Below are 14,353 nucleotides of genomic sequence, written 5' to 3'. Positions count from 1 at the left end.
AAAAATCCTACTCGCCGTGAGTAGGATTTTGTTTTAATATTCAGCTTTTACTTTTTCAAGTTTTTTCTGCTGTTCTATTTTTTTTAATTTAAGTTTTTGAATATCAAGATCATGCTCTTTCACCTTTATTTGTTGTTTTTGAAGATCTTCTGCAGAAACTGAACTTGAGTTTATTTTTGACTCTAATTTTTGTTTGTTATTCTCTAACTTTTCAATTTTTTTGTTGGTCGATTCAAGATCCTTTTCAGCGTTTTTAAGGTCTTTTTGATGTCTTTCTAACTTCTTCTGTTCCTTTTTTAATTGTGATTGATCGCTGTCCAGTTTTTTACGATATTCTTCTGTTGATGTCTGTGCTTCTTTATCTAATTTTTTCTGTGCAATTTCCTGAGACTTTTCAGTTGTGATTATTTTCTGGGCAAAGAATGAATTGGAATTCAGAATAAATAAAAATGCGATAAGTAGTTTTAATGTGTTTTTCATTGTATTTTGTTCTTTATAAGTTAAGAACAAAAATAGAATTGTCGCTTATGAAGCGAGGCCAGATAAGGGTTTTTTTAAGATAAAATAAGACAAAAAAAAATCCTATCGCGGCGGATAGGATTTTTTTGTTATAGTGTTTCGACAAGAATCCAGGCATCTGGATTTTCACCTTTTTGTATTTCTTTTTGTGCTTTTTCGGCTTCGGCCATTGTAGCGTAACTTCCGTATAAAACCGGGAATAAACCATGTTTGTTTTCGCCTAGCATTCGGGCCTTAAAACCGTCTTTTATCAATTGGTTGTAAGCTTTTTTTGCATTTTGCTCGCTTCTGTACGCACCTGCCATAATGTGATATGACATCACTTTTTCTGCAGCAACTTCTACTTTGGCAGAATCAACAGAAAGTGTCACAGCCGGCAATGGACTCTGAATAAAAAAGGTAGCTTCCTGTATTTTGTTTTGTACTTTTTTCTGAACAGCGCTTTCTACAATAAGTGTTTTGGTAGCGATTTGATTTTGGTACAAAGGATATCCAATACTTCCTGTAATTCCTAATCCTAAGACAAGAATTGCAGCATATTTTAAGAATGAATTTGATGATCTTTCCTCGTCATTTTCATATAAGGCAACTGGTTCTCTTTCTTCGATTTCCTTGATTTTTTTCTCGAAGTTTTCCTTTTTTACCATTGGAGAAACAAACGGACTTAATCCAAAAGAACTTGCCAAATAATTGGTTTGATCATTTGGTGTAAAAATTATATTTTTCTCTGTATTAAGTCTGATTTCACCTATGTTTTTAAGGCTGATAACACCATTTTCTTCTAAGGTTTTCTTCCAGTTTACCACTTCAAATGCAATAGCACTTACTGCAAAACCATAAGATGTTTTTTCAGCGTGAGCGATATGATTTGCCAATAGCCCGTCATTGTTTTTCAAGTGGCTATTAAATGAGATCGATTTTTTAGGAGGAAAAAACGAATTTGTGCTTTCATTCAGCTGCGCCGAGTGAATTTCGGTTAAAAATGCTCCAAACCCTGGAACCGTTACACACTGATAACGATACAATAACTGTGCTATATAGTTTTCGATTTTCATAGTAACAAAGTTATGCAACGAATATAGTTATCAAAATTTTATTCACAATTTTTATTAACAATTCGAATAATTTTATAGACAATTAAGTTTCAGTTAGTTGTCTATTATTCTTCTTTTTTGGAAAGGATCTGAACAGGCATATTTTTTTATTTTTTGAAAGAATTTACTTCTAATTTATATCTTTGGCATTCTTAAAATTAATTTAAGTATTGTTTTATCAAAATATTTTTCGCCGCCATTTAACCGTATTCAATTCATGTCAGATCAAGATTTATTTTATTTATTAGCCTTATTAAAAGTAGAGGGAGTGGGAGATATAATGGCTAAAAAATTACTCGCTCATTGTGGCAATGCCGAAGCAGTTTTTAAAACAAAAACAAATCAAATTGCTGCTATTGATGGAGTTGGCTCTGTTTTACTAAATAATTTGAAAGACAAATCTGTTTTCGAAAAAGCCAATCGCGAACTTGAATTTATTAATGCAAACGACATTAATGTCTCTTTTTTTCAGGACGAAAATTATCCGGAACGCCTGAAGCATTGTTTCGATTCTCCGGTTGTAATTTTTTCTGCAGGAAATATAAATTTAAAAAACAAGAAAATAATAAGTATTGTAGGAACACGTCAGATAACTTCGTACGGAACTGAATTTTGCAAGAAGCTAATAGAGGATTTAGCACCGCTTGATCCGGTAATTGTAAGTGGTTTTGCTTATGGAGTTGATATCGTCGCGCACCAATTGGCAATGGATTATAACTTACAAACCATTGGCGTTTTGGCACACGGTTTAAACCAAATTTACCCAAAAACACACAAGAAATATGTGGCCGCAATGGAGGAAAATGGGGGATTTATTACTGAGTTTTGGAGTACTGCAAATCCTGATAAGGAAAATTTTGTGCGCAGAAACAGGATTGTTGCCGGTATGACCGAAGCGACAATTGTTATAGAATCGGCAGATAGGGGAGGTTCGCTTATTACGGCAAACCTTGCCAATGATTATAATCGTGATGTTTTTGCCGTTCCTGGCCGTGTTACAGACAAATACAGTCAGGGTTGCAATGATCTTATTAAAACTCAAAAAGCAAACGTTTTAACTAGCGCAGCTGATTTAGTTTATATTTTGAATTGGAATATCGAAAATAAAGGAAAAACGGTCCAGAAACAATTGTTTGTAGAACTCGAACCTGATGAACAAAAAATATATGATTTTTTACTTAAAAACGGAAAAGAATTACTGGATATGATCGCCTTACAATGCGATTTTCCTATTTATAAAATCTCGGGATTACTTTTGAATATGGAACTAAAAGGGGTAATTCGCCCTTTGCCGGGAAAACTTTTTGAAGCAATTTAAGGTTAGAAATAACCTGATTTTCTATTGATGTGACTTGAAAATATTTACAAAAAAAAGTACTACAGAAAGTAAACAAAAAACAAAAGTAACTGTGAAATTTTGAAAAGTTATGGAGTAGAGGGTCAATAAAATAATTTCGAAGTGAGCTATAGAAATATAATAGTTGGTCTTTCGTTTTAGGAGATAAAGTATAAAATATCCAATTATAAAGAGGATTTGGGAGCATGTTATAAACGCAGTTAATAAAATTTCTTTCGAAAAGTTATAAGCCCAGCCAACAGTTTTGTTTACTGTGTAAAATTGTTCATCTGAAAACAAATAACCTAATAAAAACGCCAATGCAAAGAGCAATATTAGGAGAAGAAACATGTATTTTGTAAATAGTTTTCTCAATATTCTATTTAATTGATTTCGATGATTTTAATTTATAGTAAGCTAGGAAAGAGTTTTTTAAAATAAAAAACCCGACAGTTTTAAATCTATCGGGTTCGAATATTTTATTTACCAAAACCAAGTACTTCGCGCACTTTTGCCAAAACTCCATCAGCAATAACAGAAGCTTTTGCAGCACCTTTTTTCAGTAAAGCATCTACTTCGTCAAGGTTGTTGATATAGTAATTGTATTTTTCTCTTTCGGTTTTGAATTTTTCTGTGATCAATTCAAACAAAGCTTGTTTGGCGTGACCGTAACCATAATTTCCGCCTAAATAATTCGCTCTCATTTCTGCAATCTGAGTTTCATTTGCTAACAATGAATAAATTGCAAAAGCGTTACAAGTATCAGGATTTTTAGGATCTTCAAGTGGCGTGCTATCCGTTTCGATGCTCATAACCTGCTTGCGCAATGTTTTGTCATCCAGGAAAATATTGATAATATTATTGGCAGATTTACTCATTTTTCCGCCATTAGTTCCAGGAATCAATTTGCTGTCTTCCTGAATTTTAGCTTCAGGAATTACAAAAGTTTCGCCCATTTGGTGATTAAAACGCGAAGCTACATCACGAGTGATTTCTAAATGTTGTAGCTGGTCTTTTCCAACCGGTACAAATTCAGCATCATAAAGCAAAATATCAGCTGCCATCAACATTGGGTAAGAAAACAAACCAGCGTTTACATCGTCTAAACGATCTGCTTTGTCCTTGAAAGAATGCGCTAAAGTCAGTCTTTGAAATGGGAAAAAGCAACTTAAATACCAGGTCAATTCAGTGGTTTGGGTTACATCAGATTGTCTGTAAAATGTAACACGATCAATATCTAATCCAAAAGCAAGCCATGCCGCAGCTACACTAAAAGTGTTTTCGCGCAAAGTTTTGCCGTCTTTGATTTGTGTAATCGAATGTAAATCAGCGATAAACAAAAAAGATTCGTTTTCGGGATTGTTTGATAATTCGATTGCTGGAATAATTGCTCCCAATAAATTGCCTAAGTGTGGCGTTCCAGTACTCTGAACACCAGTAAGTATTTTTGCCATTCTAGTTTTTTCTTATTACTAAACGCAAAGTTCGTTTTTTTACTGCAAAGTGTGTAATTTTTTTAGCTGTAAATATTTTAACAACATAACACAGAAAGTCTTTTGCTGATTTTTAGTAAAACAGTTAATTTTTACCGCAGAGAGCGCAAAGTTATTTCGCAAAGTTTGCTAAATTTTTAAAGAAAGGTTTTCGAAGTTCACAAAGCTGGATTTATAAATTATTGACAACTCTTCTGATTCCGTTTTTTAGTAGAGTTTCGTTAAAGTTTATAAGTAAACCTAATTTGTAATTTCCAAGTTTTAAGTAGGTTAGGGTTTGTGCTAAGTGATTTACGGTGAGTGATTCTACGCTTTTAATTTCGATTATGAATTTATTTTCAACAAGTAGATCAATACGATAACCGCAGTCTAGTTTTACTTCTTCAAAAATTAATGGCATTGCTTTTTCTTTTTCTACAAGAAGTCCACGTTGTTTAATTTTATAAAACAAGCATTCTTGATAAGCATTTTCTAATAAACCTGGCCCAAGTTTTTTATGAATTTCTATTGCAAGCCCAATTATTATGCCCGATATTTCATTTTCTGTCATAATTAAAAAACGATAAATTTAATAATTATTTTCTTATTTTTGTCAAGTTTGACCGCAAAGTTATTTTGTAGAGAATTCGAAATTTTTACAAATTGAAGTTTCCTGCTTACAGCTTTGCGAGCTTATTGCTTGCAATTATAAGTTTCGTTATTCTTCTTTTCTTTGCGAAAAAACTTTGTAGTCTTTGCGGTAAAAAAAATGTACCTAATATTTAAGCCAGAAATTCTTTTTGCAAAATTCATTTCTGTTTTATTACATTTGAAACTATGAAAGGAATTAAAATTGTTTTTTGGGTTTTGTGGCGCATTTGGTTTTATATTTTAATGGCCATTCCGATATTGATTATGCTGCCGTTTTTGCTTATTTCTATTATATCAGAAAGCGGATACCCCTATTTCTTTAAAATGGCCCGCATTTGGGCTAAATTCATCCTTTTTGGGATGGGTTTTTATTACACGGTGAAGCGCGAGCAGAAATTAGTTAAAAATACCAGCTATATGATCGTGGCCAATCACACTTCAATGACAGATATTATGCTGATGCTGGCTGTGGTTCGAAATCCTTTTGTATTTGTTGGAAAAAAAGAACTTTCGAAAATTCCTTTGTTTGGGTTTTTCTATAAACGTACTTGTATTCTGGTAGACAGAAACTCTTCGAAAAGTAAAAATGAAGTTTTCAAAAGAGCGCAGGACAGATTAAGTCAAGGTCTTAGTATTTGTATTTTTCCGGAAGGCGGAGTTCCTGACGACGAAAGTATTTTGCTGGATGAGTTTAAAGACGGTGCTTTTCGTTTAGCAATTGAACATCAGATTCCGATTGTTCCGATTGTTTTTGCTGATAATAAAGAACGATTCTCTTATACTTTTTTAAGCGGAAGTCCGGGTAAAATGAGAGTGAAAATTCTGCCTTTCGTAGAAACAAAAGGATTGACAAGTGAAAATAGAAAAGGACTTCGTGACGAAGTAAGGCAATTGATTTATAAAGGTTTGCTTCAGTTTAAGAAAGAAAAGAATAAAGAATAAAGAGCACGAGTAAAGAGAATATAGAGGATAGAATATAGAGGATAGAATATAGAGAATAGAATATAGAGAATAGAATATAAAGAATAGAATATAGAGATTTAAATAAAAACCCGACAACGATAAAGTTGCCGGGTTTTCTTTTGAATTAAAATCCCCATTTTATATCAAAAAAGACTATCGATGAATTATTTTCTCTGAAATAAAACGCAATACTTTTTTAAATTTCAATTTGGTTTTTCTACGGTTTTTACTGTACAACACTTCTATTTTCTCTTTCATGGTTAAAAATATTAAGGATTGATAATAAAGAGTTTGGTTTAAACTCAAGTTAACGTCATAATAGTATAGAGAGCAAAAAGTAAAAAAGGTTGCGTGAAAACCTGAAACTTCTAAAAAAATCTAATAAAAAACCCGCTAGTATTGAAAACTAACGGATTTTTATCGAACAAACAACCAAATTTATTCTGAAAAAAGTTCAATTGGGTATTATGGCCTAATACCAATTAAATCTTATGTCTGTTTAATAGATGAACTTATCTTAAAATGGTTGCGTCGTTTTTATTCTTTTTTTGAAAATAAAAAACCCGACAGGTTTTAAAAACTTGTCGGGTTGGTATAACGTATTATTTATTAGAGCTTTATAAAAAATTAAGCGTTTGCTAAATCTTTAATATGTGCTTTAATTTTTACTTCTAATTCATCTGCTAATTCCGGATTATCTTTGATTAAAGATTTTACAGCATCACGACCTTGTCCTAATTTTGTATCTCCGTAGCTAAACCATGATCCTGCTTTTTTAACGATTTCAAATTCAACCGCTAAGTCAAGAATTTCACCAGTTTTAGAAACTCCTTCTCCGTACATAATGTCGAATTCGGCAGTTTTAAAAGGCGGTGCAACTTTGTTTTTAACGATTTTTACTTTAGTTCTGTTTCCAATAACATTCTCACCATCTTTAATTTGAGATGAACGACGAATATCCAAACGAACTGAAGCGTAGAATTTTAAGGCATTACCACCGGTTGTAGTTTCAGGGTTACCAAACATAACACCAATTTTCTCTCTCAACTGGTTGATGAAGAAAACAGTACAATTTGTTTTGCTAATGGTTCCTGTTAACTTTCTTAAAGCCTGAGACATCAAACGTGCATGAAGACCCATTTTAGAATCTCCCATTTCACCTTCGATTTCACTTTTTGGAGTCAATGCAGCAACAGAGTCAATTACCACAATATCAATTGCACCTGAACGAATTAAGTTCTCAGCAATTTCTAAAGCCTGCTCACCGTTGTCTGGTTGAGAAATGATCAGGTTTTCGATATCAACGCCTAATTTCTCAGCATAGTTTCTATCAAAAGCATGTTCAGCATCTATAAAAGCAGCAATTCCGCCCGCTTTTTGAGCTTCTGCAATTGCGTGTAATGTTAAAGTAGTCTTTCCAGAAGATTCCGGACCGTAAATTTCTATAATTCTTCCTCTAGGATAACCGTTTACTCCAAGAGCTAAATCGACACCAAGAGAACCTGAAGAAATAGTTTCAACTTCTACAATGGCTTTATCGCCCATTTTCATTACGGTTCCTTTTCCGTACGTTTTATCTAATTTGTCAAGCGTAAGTTGTAGCGCTTTTAATTTGGCTTCTTTCTCTGAACTCATCTCTTTTTTTTCTTTTTCTTTCATGTAAATTTTTATAATTCATTCTCAAAAACAAACCAGAAATGATAACTTACTGATTTAGATTTGTATCAGGCTTGTATTTTGTAAAATTAGTTCTTTTTTTTGAAGTTTGATTCTCTCAAATTGTTCCAAATTGTCACAATTTTCACTATAAAAATAAAGCCTTTAATTCTGTTGCTTCAGAAGGTTTTATTTTTCCTGCTAAGAGTAAACTCAATTGTTTACGACGCAAAGCAGCGTCAAAGCGTTGTATTTCAAGTTCTGTTTCGGGTGCAATTGGCGGAACTTCAACTGGTCTTCCGCTATCATCTACAGCCACAAAGGTATAAATAGCTTCGTTGGCTTTGGTTCTGCTTCCGGATTCACGGTCTTCTACCCAAACATCGATAAAAACTTCCATAGAACTCTTGAAAGATCTGGAAACTTTTGCTTCTATTGTCACTACTGCTCCAAGCGGAATGGCTCTGTTGAATGCAACGTGATTTACAGATGCCGTTACTACAATTCGGCGTGAATGTCTGCGGGCGGCAATACTTGCGGCGCGATCCATGCGTGCCAATAATTCACCTCCAAAAAGGTTATTTAAAGGATTTGTTTCGCTCGGTAAAACTAAATCGGTTAATACAGTTAGAGATTCTGAAGGGTGTTTTGGATTCATTTTTTTAATGTAAAATTTTATTTTTTGCCACAGATTTCACAGATTAAAAAGATTTAAAAATCTGTGTGAATCTGCGAAATCTGCGGCTTATTTTTTTAAATAATTTCGGTGAGTTTAATTCAACCAGTAAACAGCCATTACTGCCGGAATAAAATAGATCACAATGGTTCTCGCACCATCGTAATCTTTGGCTAATCTTTGCCCAAAAAGCATCATTAACAAACAAATACACGAAAATATAGCTCCGTAAAAACCAAATTCACGACCACTGTTTGTTAGTAATTGTATGGCACCAACTACACATAAAATTCCGGAAATTAATTCAAGAATTAAAAGATGCAAAAGCGCAAGCGGTACTTGGTTTTTTAATGGTGTTTTGGCAAAATGTCCTTTAAGCCAATCGACATTATCTTTCCAATAAAATATTTTTTCGTATCCTGATTGTAAGAAGGTTAAGGCTAAAAAAGCTAATAGTAAAATGGAGGCAACATTATTCATGTGAAAACTATTTTTTATGAATTAAACGAGTCAGTTTTATAGATAAATCAGTTAAAATTATTTTTGCATTTCCGTTTCTTTCAATGTGATACATGGCATCTGAAAGCTCTTTGAAAATTTCATGAATATTATTTCCGTTTACAAAAGGTGCAAAATTTTCTAACTTAAATTTATCCACCTTAGGTTCAATATAAACTAAAGTTGGAGCCTGATAGTTAAGCAAAAGTGCCTGACGAAACATTTCGATACAAAACTGAATGAATTTTTTCTGGCTTTCACGTCCAAGAGCTGCAATTTCTTCGCTCCAGGATATTAAATCCTGAATCGCAGCTGCATTTCCTTTGGCTCTAAAAGCGGCACGAACCCAATTGACGAACCATTGCTCAAAAGGATATTCTGAGTCATCTTCTTTTAAAATATGCAAAGCTTTGCTGAAATTTCCCTGTGCCTGATGTGCAATTTTAAAAGCTGTTTTTTCGTCGATATTTTCTTTTGAAATTAAAGCTTCAGCAATCACTTTTTCTGGTAATCCGTTAAAGTGAATTACCTGACAACGAGATCGTATGGTTTGAATAATATCTTCCTCGTTTTCAGAAATCAGAATAAAAATAGTTTTATCCGAAGGTTCTTCTAAGAGTTTTAAAAGTTTATTTGATGCAGCGATGTTCATTTTATCGGCCATCCAGATGATCATAATTTTATAACCGCCTTCGTAGGATTTTAACGAAAGTGATTTTAAAACTTCAGTTGCATCTTCGACACGTATTTCTCCTTGTTTGTTCTGAACGCCCAAAATTTTATACCAGTCAAATAAACCTCCATAAGGCATTTCCTGAATAAAAGTGCGCCAATCCTGAATAAAGTCTAAGCTTTTTGGTTTGGTTTTAACATCTTCGGTAGTAACCGTTGGATAAATAAAATGCAAATCGGGATGCGAAATGTTTTGAAACTTCAAATTGCAGGAATCATTTCCGTTAGAATTTTCGTTTCCTGTATTGCTGCACAAAATATATTGCGCATAAGCGATGGCCGTTGATAGTGTACCGCTTCCTTCTGGCCCAATGAATAATTGTGCGTGCGGAATTCGTCCGGAAGCTGCACTTTGTATCAAGTGACTTTTGATGTAATCTTGACCTAAAATTTGAGAAAATTGCATGAAGCAAAGATAGAAGAAAATGATGTAGTCAAAAATTTTCGCTCAAAACTTTCTATCTGGCTTTTTATTTATGCTGTAATAAAACTTTTTCTTTTAATTTTTTGAAGTTTGTTAACGAACTTTTGTTAATAACGAGGGTAAATCGAGTAGATATCAGCAGTTTTTTGTTAATAGTTTTTTCGAAAAAATGACAATAGTAAGTTTTTTTTGGTTATTTTTTTAAATGAATCTTCTTTTTTCATGTGTAATATCTTACCGTTTTGGTTTTAACAATTTTAACAAAAAGCCCGTTAAAACGCACATTTTCTCGACATAAAGCTGATTTTTAAGGTTTTTTTAAGGTTTTTTTTTGAAAAAATAAATCAATAAAGTTGCAATTTAAGTTAATTTACATATTTTTGTTTTCATCAACAACCCATTATAATAAGAATCTATGAAAGGGAAAATTATTTTATTTAGTGCACTTTTTTTAATGACAACTGGTGCTATTTCAGCCCAGGCTAAAAATGCTCCCAGAAGTATAATTAGTACAACAGCCCTTATTCGCAAATACCATGATCAAAAAGAATTGAGCGGTATGCAAAAAGGAGAATTGTTGGAACTTTACATTGAGCGTATTAAAGTTTTAGTAAAAACTCTCCCTTACATTGCTTTGGTTACAAAACCTGGTGTTACGATGGCCGACTTAGGTATTCCGGACGATAACGAACACAAAAAAGTATTAGATGCTCAGGCTGTTGGTACAACTACTTTTTTAGATACTACAGTAGAATTTCAAAGAAAAATGATGCCGTATTCTGATAAAGGAAACCTTATCGCTGCAATTTTATTTTACGAAAGCACATTGAAATCTTTACATGAGTTCAACGAATTGAACGAAATGTAATATTATATAATATTTTTTAAAACCTTTTTTGAAGTATTTGCGTAGATGAGTTAAATTTTTTACGCCATTTTGAAAAAAGAAATAAAAAAAACAACTCGTTCTCGATGTGTTCTGACTACTATCAGAAAACTCGGGATGAGTTTTTATCATTTACGTATACGCATACCCAAATTTATTATTAACCGTAATACCCCCTTATCATGAAAAAAATTACTCAAATGATCTGCGTTCTTTTGACAGTTACTAGTATGAGTGCTCAACAAGAAAAAGGAATTATGGGCTACAACAATTGGTTGAACAACTGGACCGAATTTAAGCCTCACAAAGTAGAATATGGAGAAGCAAATCAAATTTTAGCAGGAAACATTTCTGTTAACACAAAATTGCTGAAGAGGAATATTTATGTTTTGCAAGGCAATGTCTATGTAACTAATAATGCTGTTTTGACGATTGAACCAGGAACTTTGATTATTGGTGATTTCGAAACAAAAGGAACATTGGTAGTTACAAAAGGTGCACAACTTGTTGCAGATGGTTTAGAAACAGATCCAATTGTATTTACTTCAAACCGCAGCCAGAAAAAAGCTGGTGACTGGGGTGGAGTTGTAATTCTTGGAGATGCTCCAATTAATAAATTCGGAAACGTAGGTTCTTATAACTTAGATCTTGATCCTACTCTTACTACTTACGGAGGAGATAATGTAGCTTCAAACTCTGGAGTCTTAAGATTTGTGAGAATTGAATTTGCTGGTAAAAAAGTAAAAGGTCTTGATACTTTCAACGGTTTAACTTTAGCTGGTGTTGGTAGCAAAACAGTTCTTGAAAACATTATGGTAAGCTACGCCGGAGGAGACTCATTTGGTATCATGGGCGGAGATGTAAATGCTACAAAATTTGTTTCTTATAAATCAATCAACGACGATTTTAAATTTACTCAAGGTGTACAATGTCGTTTCTATAACTCATTGGCAATTAGATCTTCATACTTCTCTAGTACGAAAGACGGATCTCGTTGTATGGAAGTAAAATCTTACGAAAAGAAAAGCGAAACAGATTTTACCAAAAAACAAACTTTAGTAGTGGCAACTAATATTACAATGCTTAACGACAGTGAAAACATTAAAGCTGATATTCAGGCAGGTTTAGTAAAAGAAGCTGTTTATGTAGCTGAAAATGCTTCTCTTGAAATGAAAAGAAGTGTGATCTCTGGATTTAATCCTGCAGTATTATTAGACAGCAAAACAGAAATCAATGACGCCAACCTTAAAAAAATCAAATTTGAGGAAATGTATTTCAACCTATGTAACGGAAACATCTTTACAGAATACAATTCTAACAACGAAGATTTAGAGAGCTGGTACGGAAACAGTGTGTTCTTTAATGTTTACTCTCAAAGTGATAATAAAGAAACATTCATTGATATTTCTAATCCTAAAAAACCAGATTTCAGATTACAATTAGGAAAAATTACAGCTTCAAGCGGCAATAGATAATAGACTTAGATTTTTATTTCAAAGCGTAAATTTTATTAATAAAGTCCCCAGACACAATTTATGTATTCGTCTTAAACAGGACCAAATAAAGATCAAAACATAATGGCTCAATCTAGAAAAAAATATTTTTTAAATATAATATTTTTGGTTTCACCTATTACGTTAAGTCTATATGCACAAAGTTCAATAGAAAAGCCTACAACTTCTATTGTTACTGTTTGCAGTATGACTGCGTCAAATAACCAAAATAACGATACGTCTGATATCAAAAATATCGGCAAATTAGAGAATTCTAATCAGTTTATAGCAGGGCTATCCATCCCCAAGGATAGCCTTCCTATTACAGTTGATTCGAATGATCAGACTACTTTAAAATGCGAGGATAATTCATCACTGGCAGCTTCTTATTCACTTCTTGCAAAAGATATTATTGAGAACTACAGATATGATTTTTCTGAAACATTTATAGACATCTTGTTTTTTGAGAATATAGATTTGGCAAGAAAACGCACTATATGATTCGAAAAATTACTTTATCTTTTTTTAACGTTTTTCTATTATTTGGTATAATTATTTTTACCGGATCAAGTTCATATGCGCAGGTCAAATCGATAAACCCACAGGTTTTAGACTTTGACAGGATATGTGCCGGACCTGGTGGTAACCAATATAGTGCAAAATTTACTTATGCTGGATTTCCTGCAGGGACAGTCTTTGTTGTTGAACTTTCAACCAACAATTTTGTATCTATAATTAATGCTAATACAATATCTGCTTCAGATCCTGCCGTAAACCAAAAAGAAATACTTTTTTCTGTTCCCACTGATCTTCCGGGATCCGATACGTATAGCCTTAGAGTTTCTGCGGCTGGTTTTTCAAGCAGCAAGTTTGTTTCTTTTGGTTTAAAAACTTCTTTTCCAATTTATTACAGAGCACATGACAGGCAGTTTACCATAAATAATTTTAGTGGTAATGCGGCATTTTGTACAGGAGGTAGTTATGTCCTGACAATTGATCCTGATTCGGCTGATCCTGTAAACGATTCACCGTTAAAATATAATTTTTTAAACTATAACTGGTATAGAGATAATGGTGCAACTGCACTTCCAACTCTTGTTGCCGGTGCTTCAGGACCAAGTTACACCGTAACTACTCCTGGAATTTATTATGTAGAAACAAATTACGGAACCTGTACTTCTGAATCTTACTCCAATCGTGTAACTGTTACAGCAGCAGGTGGCGGTTCAGCAGTTACAATCAGTTCAAGTTTAGGAAATCCTTTTTGTCCAAGTGCTGACGGGACAGTATTAACAGCAACAAGTGGTAATAAATATACCTGGAAAAAAGACGGCGCTCCATTTGGTGGTAACACCCGTACTATTAAAGCAACAGATTCTGGTATTTATACTGTAGAAGTTGACTTTGGCGGTTGTGTTGCGAGTGGATCAATAGATCTTAAAAGCAATAGTTTTAATGCCAGTATTGATGTTGCCGAGGAGTTTCAACTTGAAGAAGGAGAAACTTTAAACGTTAGTGTTACAACAGATGCTACAAGTCCTACTTACGAGTGGTATTTAAACAACAATATTATTTCGGGAGCTACATCAGGTAGTTATCTGGTAGCTGCTATTGGTACTTATAAAGTGAGAATTTCTCAGTCTTCGGGGTGTGTGACTTCTAAAGAATTTATTTTTAAAGCCAAAGGAAAAGCAGGTCCTTCTTCAGTTATTCCAAACATAATTAGTCTGAGTGGTGCGAGCCCATATTGGAATATCCCGGATGAATACAAAAATGCAAATACCAAGGTTATGATTATAAGTTCGAATGGCGATATGGTTCTTGATGTTAGCAATTATCAGGGAGACTGGCCTCAGACTTCAATAGATTTTAAAAATGTAAATCCAGTTTATTACTATGTCATTAAAGGCGACGCAGGTGAGAAAAAAGGATCAATAACTGTGATAAGATAAT

The 14,353-nt window shown here is 33.3% G+C and carries 14 protein-coding genes; 6 read left to right on the top strand and 8 right to left on the bottom strand.

Going from position 1 to position 14,353, the window contains the following annotated elements; translation table 11 throughout:
• Window positions 1-33 precede the first annotated feature (33 nt).
• Window positions 34-480 carry a hypothetical protein gene (locus tag ACIDC4_RS14805; protein ID WP_412044866.1) on the bottom strand — a complete coding sequence of 149 codons (447 nt, stop codon included), beginning with the start codon at window positions 478-480 and terminating at the stop codon, window positions 34-36.
• A gap of 128 nt (window positions 481-608) precedes the next feature.
• On the bottom strand, window positions 609-1,574 hold the full coding sequence (locus ACIDC4_RS14800) for an HU domain-containing protein (RefSeq protein ID WP_412044865.1): 966 nt from the start codon (window positions 1,572-1,574) through the stop codon (window positions 609-611).
• A 256-nt stretch (window positions 1,575-1,830) separates the two neighbouring features.
• Here ACIDC4_RS14800 and dprA point away from each other — a divergent pair, with 256 nt between their 5' ends.
• Window positions 1,831-2,931: a DNA-processing protein DprA gene (dprA, locus tag ACIDC4_RS14795; protein WP_412044864.1), complete on the top strand. Its 1,101-nt coding sequence runs from the start codon at window positions 1,831-1,833 to the stop codon at window positions 2,929-2,931.
• A gap of 497 nt (window positions 2,932-3,428) precedes the next feature.
• On the opposite strand, the gene trpS is transcribed toward dprA, so the two are convergent.
• Window positions 3,429-4,403 carry a tryptophan--tRNA ligase gene (gene trpS / locus ACIDC4_RS14790; protein ID WP_412044863.1) on the bottom strand — a complete coding sequence of 325 codons (975 nt, stop codon included), beginning with the start codon at window positions 4,401-4,403 and terminating at the stop codon, window positions 3,429-3,431.
• A gap of 211 nt (window positions 4,404-4,614) precedes the next feature.
• Complete coding sequence (locus ACIDC4_RS14785) at window positions 4,615-4,992, bottom strand: GxxExxY protein (protein ID WP_412044862.1); 378 nt, start codon at window positions 4,990-4,992, stop codon at window positions 4,615-4,617.
• Between the two features lie 266 nt (window positions 4,993-5,258).
• Between ACIDC4_RS14785 and ACIDC4_RS14780 the strand changes: the two genes are divergently transcribed.
• Window positions 5,259-6,014, top strand: coding sequence for a lysophospholipid acyltransferase family protein (locus ACIDC4_RS14780; RefSeq protein ID WP_412044861.1), 756 nt, complete (start codon window positions 5,259-5,261; stop codon window positions 6,012-6,014).
• Between the two features lie 648 nt (window positions 6,015-6,662).
• On the opposite strand, the gene recA is transcribed toward ACIDC4_RS14780, so the two are convergent.
• The 4 genes from recA to ACIDC4_RS14760 all read right to left on the bottom strand — a co-directional run bounded on the left by recA (window position 6,663) and on the right by ACIDC4_RS14760 (window position 10,003).
• A complete protein-coding gene (recA, locus tag ACIDC4_RS14775; RefSeq protein WP_412044870.1) occupies window positions 6,663-7,670 on the bottom strand; it encodes a recombinase RecA in 1,008 nt (335 codons plus the stop codon).
• 169 nt (window positions 7,671-7,839) lie between these two features.
• Complete coding sequence (locus tag ACIDC4_RS14770; RefSeq protein ID WP_230034007.1) at window positions 7,840-8,349, bottom strand: acyl-CoA thioesterase; 510 nt, start codon at window positions 8,347-8,349, stop codon at window positions 7,840-7,842.
• Between the two features lie 114 nt (window positions 8,350-8,463).
• Window positions 8,464-8,847 (bottom strand): DoxX family protein, encoded by a 384-nt coding sequence (locus ACIDC4_RS14765; RefSeq protein WP_412044860.1) that lies wholly within the window; start codon window positions 8,845-8,847, stop codon window positions 8,464-8,466.
• 7 nt (window positions 8,848-8,854) lie between these two features.
• Window positions 8,855-10,003, bottom strand: coding sequence for a DNA polymerase III subunit (locus ACIDC4_RS14760; protein WP_412044859.1), 1,149 nt, complete (start codon window positions 10,001-10,003; stop codon window positions 8,855-8,857).
• A gap of 433 nt (window positions 10,004-10,436) precedes the next feature.
• Here ACIDC4_RS14760 and ACIDC4_RS14755 point away from each other — a divergent pair, with 433 nt between their 5' ends.
• The 4 genes from ACIDC4_RS14755 to sprC all read left to right on the top strand — a co-directional run bounded on the left by ACIDC4_RS14755 (window position 10,437) and on the right by sprC (window position 14,352).
• Entirely contained in the window at window positions 10,437-10,889 is a 453-nt protein-coding gene (locus ACIDC4_RS14755; protein WP_068841791.1) for a hypothetical protein, read from the top strand.
• Window positions 10,890-11,089: 200 nt separating this feature from the next.
• Window positions 11,090-12,382, top strand: a complete 1,293-nt coding sequence (locus ACIDC4_RS14750) for a hypothetical protein (RefSeq protein WP_412044858.1) — start codon at window positions 11,090-11,092, stop codon at window positions 12,380-12,382.
• A gap of 102 nt (window positions 12,383-12,484) precedes the next feature.
• On the top strand, window positions 12,485-12,901 hold the full coding sequence (locus tag ACIDC4_RS14745; protein ID WP_412044857.1) for a hypothetical protein: 417 nt from the start codon (window positions 12,485-12,487) through the stop codon (window positions 12,899-12,901).
• Window positions 12,898-14,352, top strand: coding sequence for a gliding motility protein SprC (gene sprC, locus ACIDC4_RS14740; RefSeq protein ID WP_412044856.1), 1,455 nt, complete (start codon window positions 12,898-12,900; stop codon window positions 14,350-14,352). The genes ACIDC4_RS14745 and sprC overlap by 4 nt, the downstream gene beginning before the upstream one ends.
• Window position 14,353 lies beyond the last annotated feature (1 nt).

This window comes from Flavobacterium sp. C3NV (assembly GCF_046825355.2).
In the GTDB taxonomy this organism is placed as follows: Bacteria; Bacteroidota; Bacteroidia; order Flavobacteriales; family Flavobacteriaceae; genus Flavobacterium.
Note: the sequence above shows the minus strand (reverse complement) of the source record. Positions and strands in the feature narration are given on the sequence as shown.

What these genes read in the sequence shown, in the direction of transcription:
- ACIDC4_RS14750 (WP_412044858.1), top strand. Translation starts at nt 11,090, where the DNA reads ATGAAAAAAATTACTCAAATGATCTGCGTTCTTTTGACAGTTACTAGT.
- ACIDC4_RS14755 (WP_068841791.1), top strand. Translation starts at nt 10,437, where the DNA reads ATGAAAGGGAAAATTATTTTATTTAGTGCACTTTTTTTAATGACAACT.
- ACIDC4_RS14765 (WP_412044860.1), bottom strand. Translation starts at nt 8,847, where the DNA reads ATGAATAATGTTGCCTCCATTTTACTATTAGCTTTTTTAGCCTTAACC.
- ACIDC4_RS14805 (WP_412044866.1), bottom strand. Translation starts at nt 480, where the DNA reads ATGAAAAACACATTAAAACTACTTATCGCATTTTTATTTATTCTGAAT.
- ACIDC4_RS14770 (WP_230034007.1), bottom strand. Translation starts at nt 8,349, where the DNA reads ATGAATCCAAAACACCCTTCAGAATCTCTAACTGTATTAACCGATTTA.
- ACIDC4_RS14745 (WP_412044857.1), top strand. Translation starts at nt 12,485, where the DNA reads ATGGCTCAATCTAGAAAAAAATATTTTTTAAATATAATATTTTTGGTT.
- ACIDC4_RS14780 (WP_412044861.1), top strand. Translation starts at nt 5,259, where the DNA reads ATGAAAGGAATTAAAATTGTTTTTTGGGTTTTGTGGCGCATTTGGTTT.
- trpS (WP_412044863.1), bottom strand. Translation starts at nt 4,403, where the DNA reads ATGGCAAAAATACTTACTGGTGTTCAGAGTACTGGAACGCCACACTTA.
- ACIDC4_RS14800 (WP_412044865.1), bottom strand. Translation starts at nt 1,574, where the DNA reads ATGAAAATCGAAAACTATATAGCACAGTTATTGTATCGTTATCAGTGT.
- ACIDC4_RS14785 (WP_412044862.1), bottom strand. Translation starts at nt 4,992, where the DNA reads ATGACAGAAAATGAAATATCGGGCATAATAATTGGGCTTGCAATAGAA.
- sprC (WP_412044856.1), top strand. Translation starts at nt 12,898, where the DNA reads ATGATTCGAAAAATTACTTTATCTTTTTTTAACGTTTTTCTATTATTT.
- recA (WP_412044870.1), bottom strand. Translation starts at nt 7,670, where the DNA reads ATGAGTTCAGAGAAAGAAGCCAAATTAAAAGCGCTACAACTTACGCTT.
- dprA (WP_412044864.1), top strand. Translation starts at nt 1,831, where the DNA reads ATGTCAGATCAAGATTTATTTTATTTATTAGCCTTATTAAAAGTAGAG.
- ACIDC4_RS14760 (WP_412044859.1), bottom strand. Translation starts at nt 10,003, where the DNA reads ATGCAATTTTCTCAAATTTTAGGTCAAGATTACATCAAAAGTCACTTG.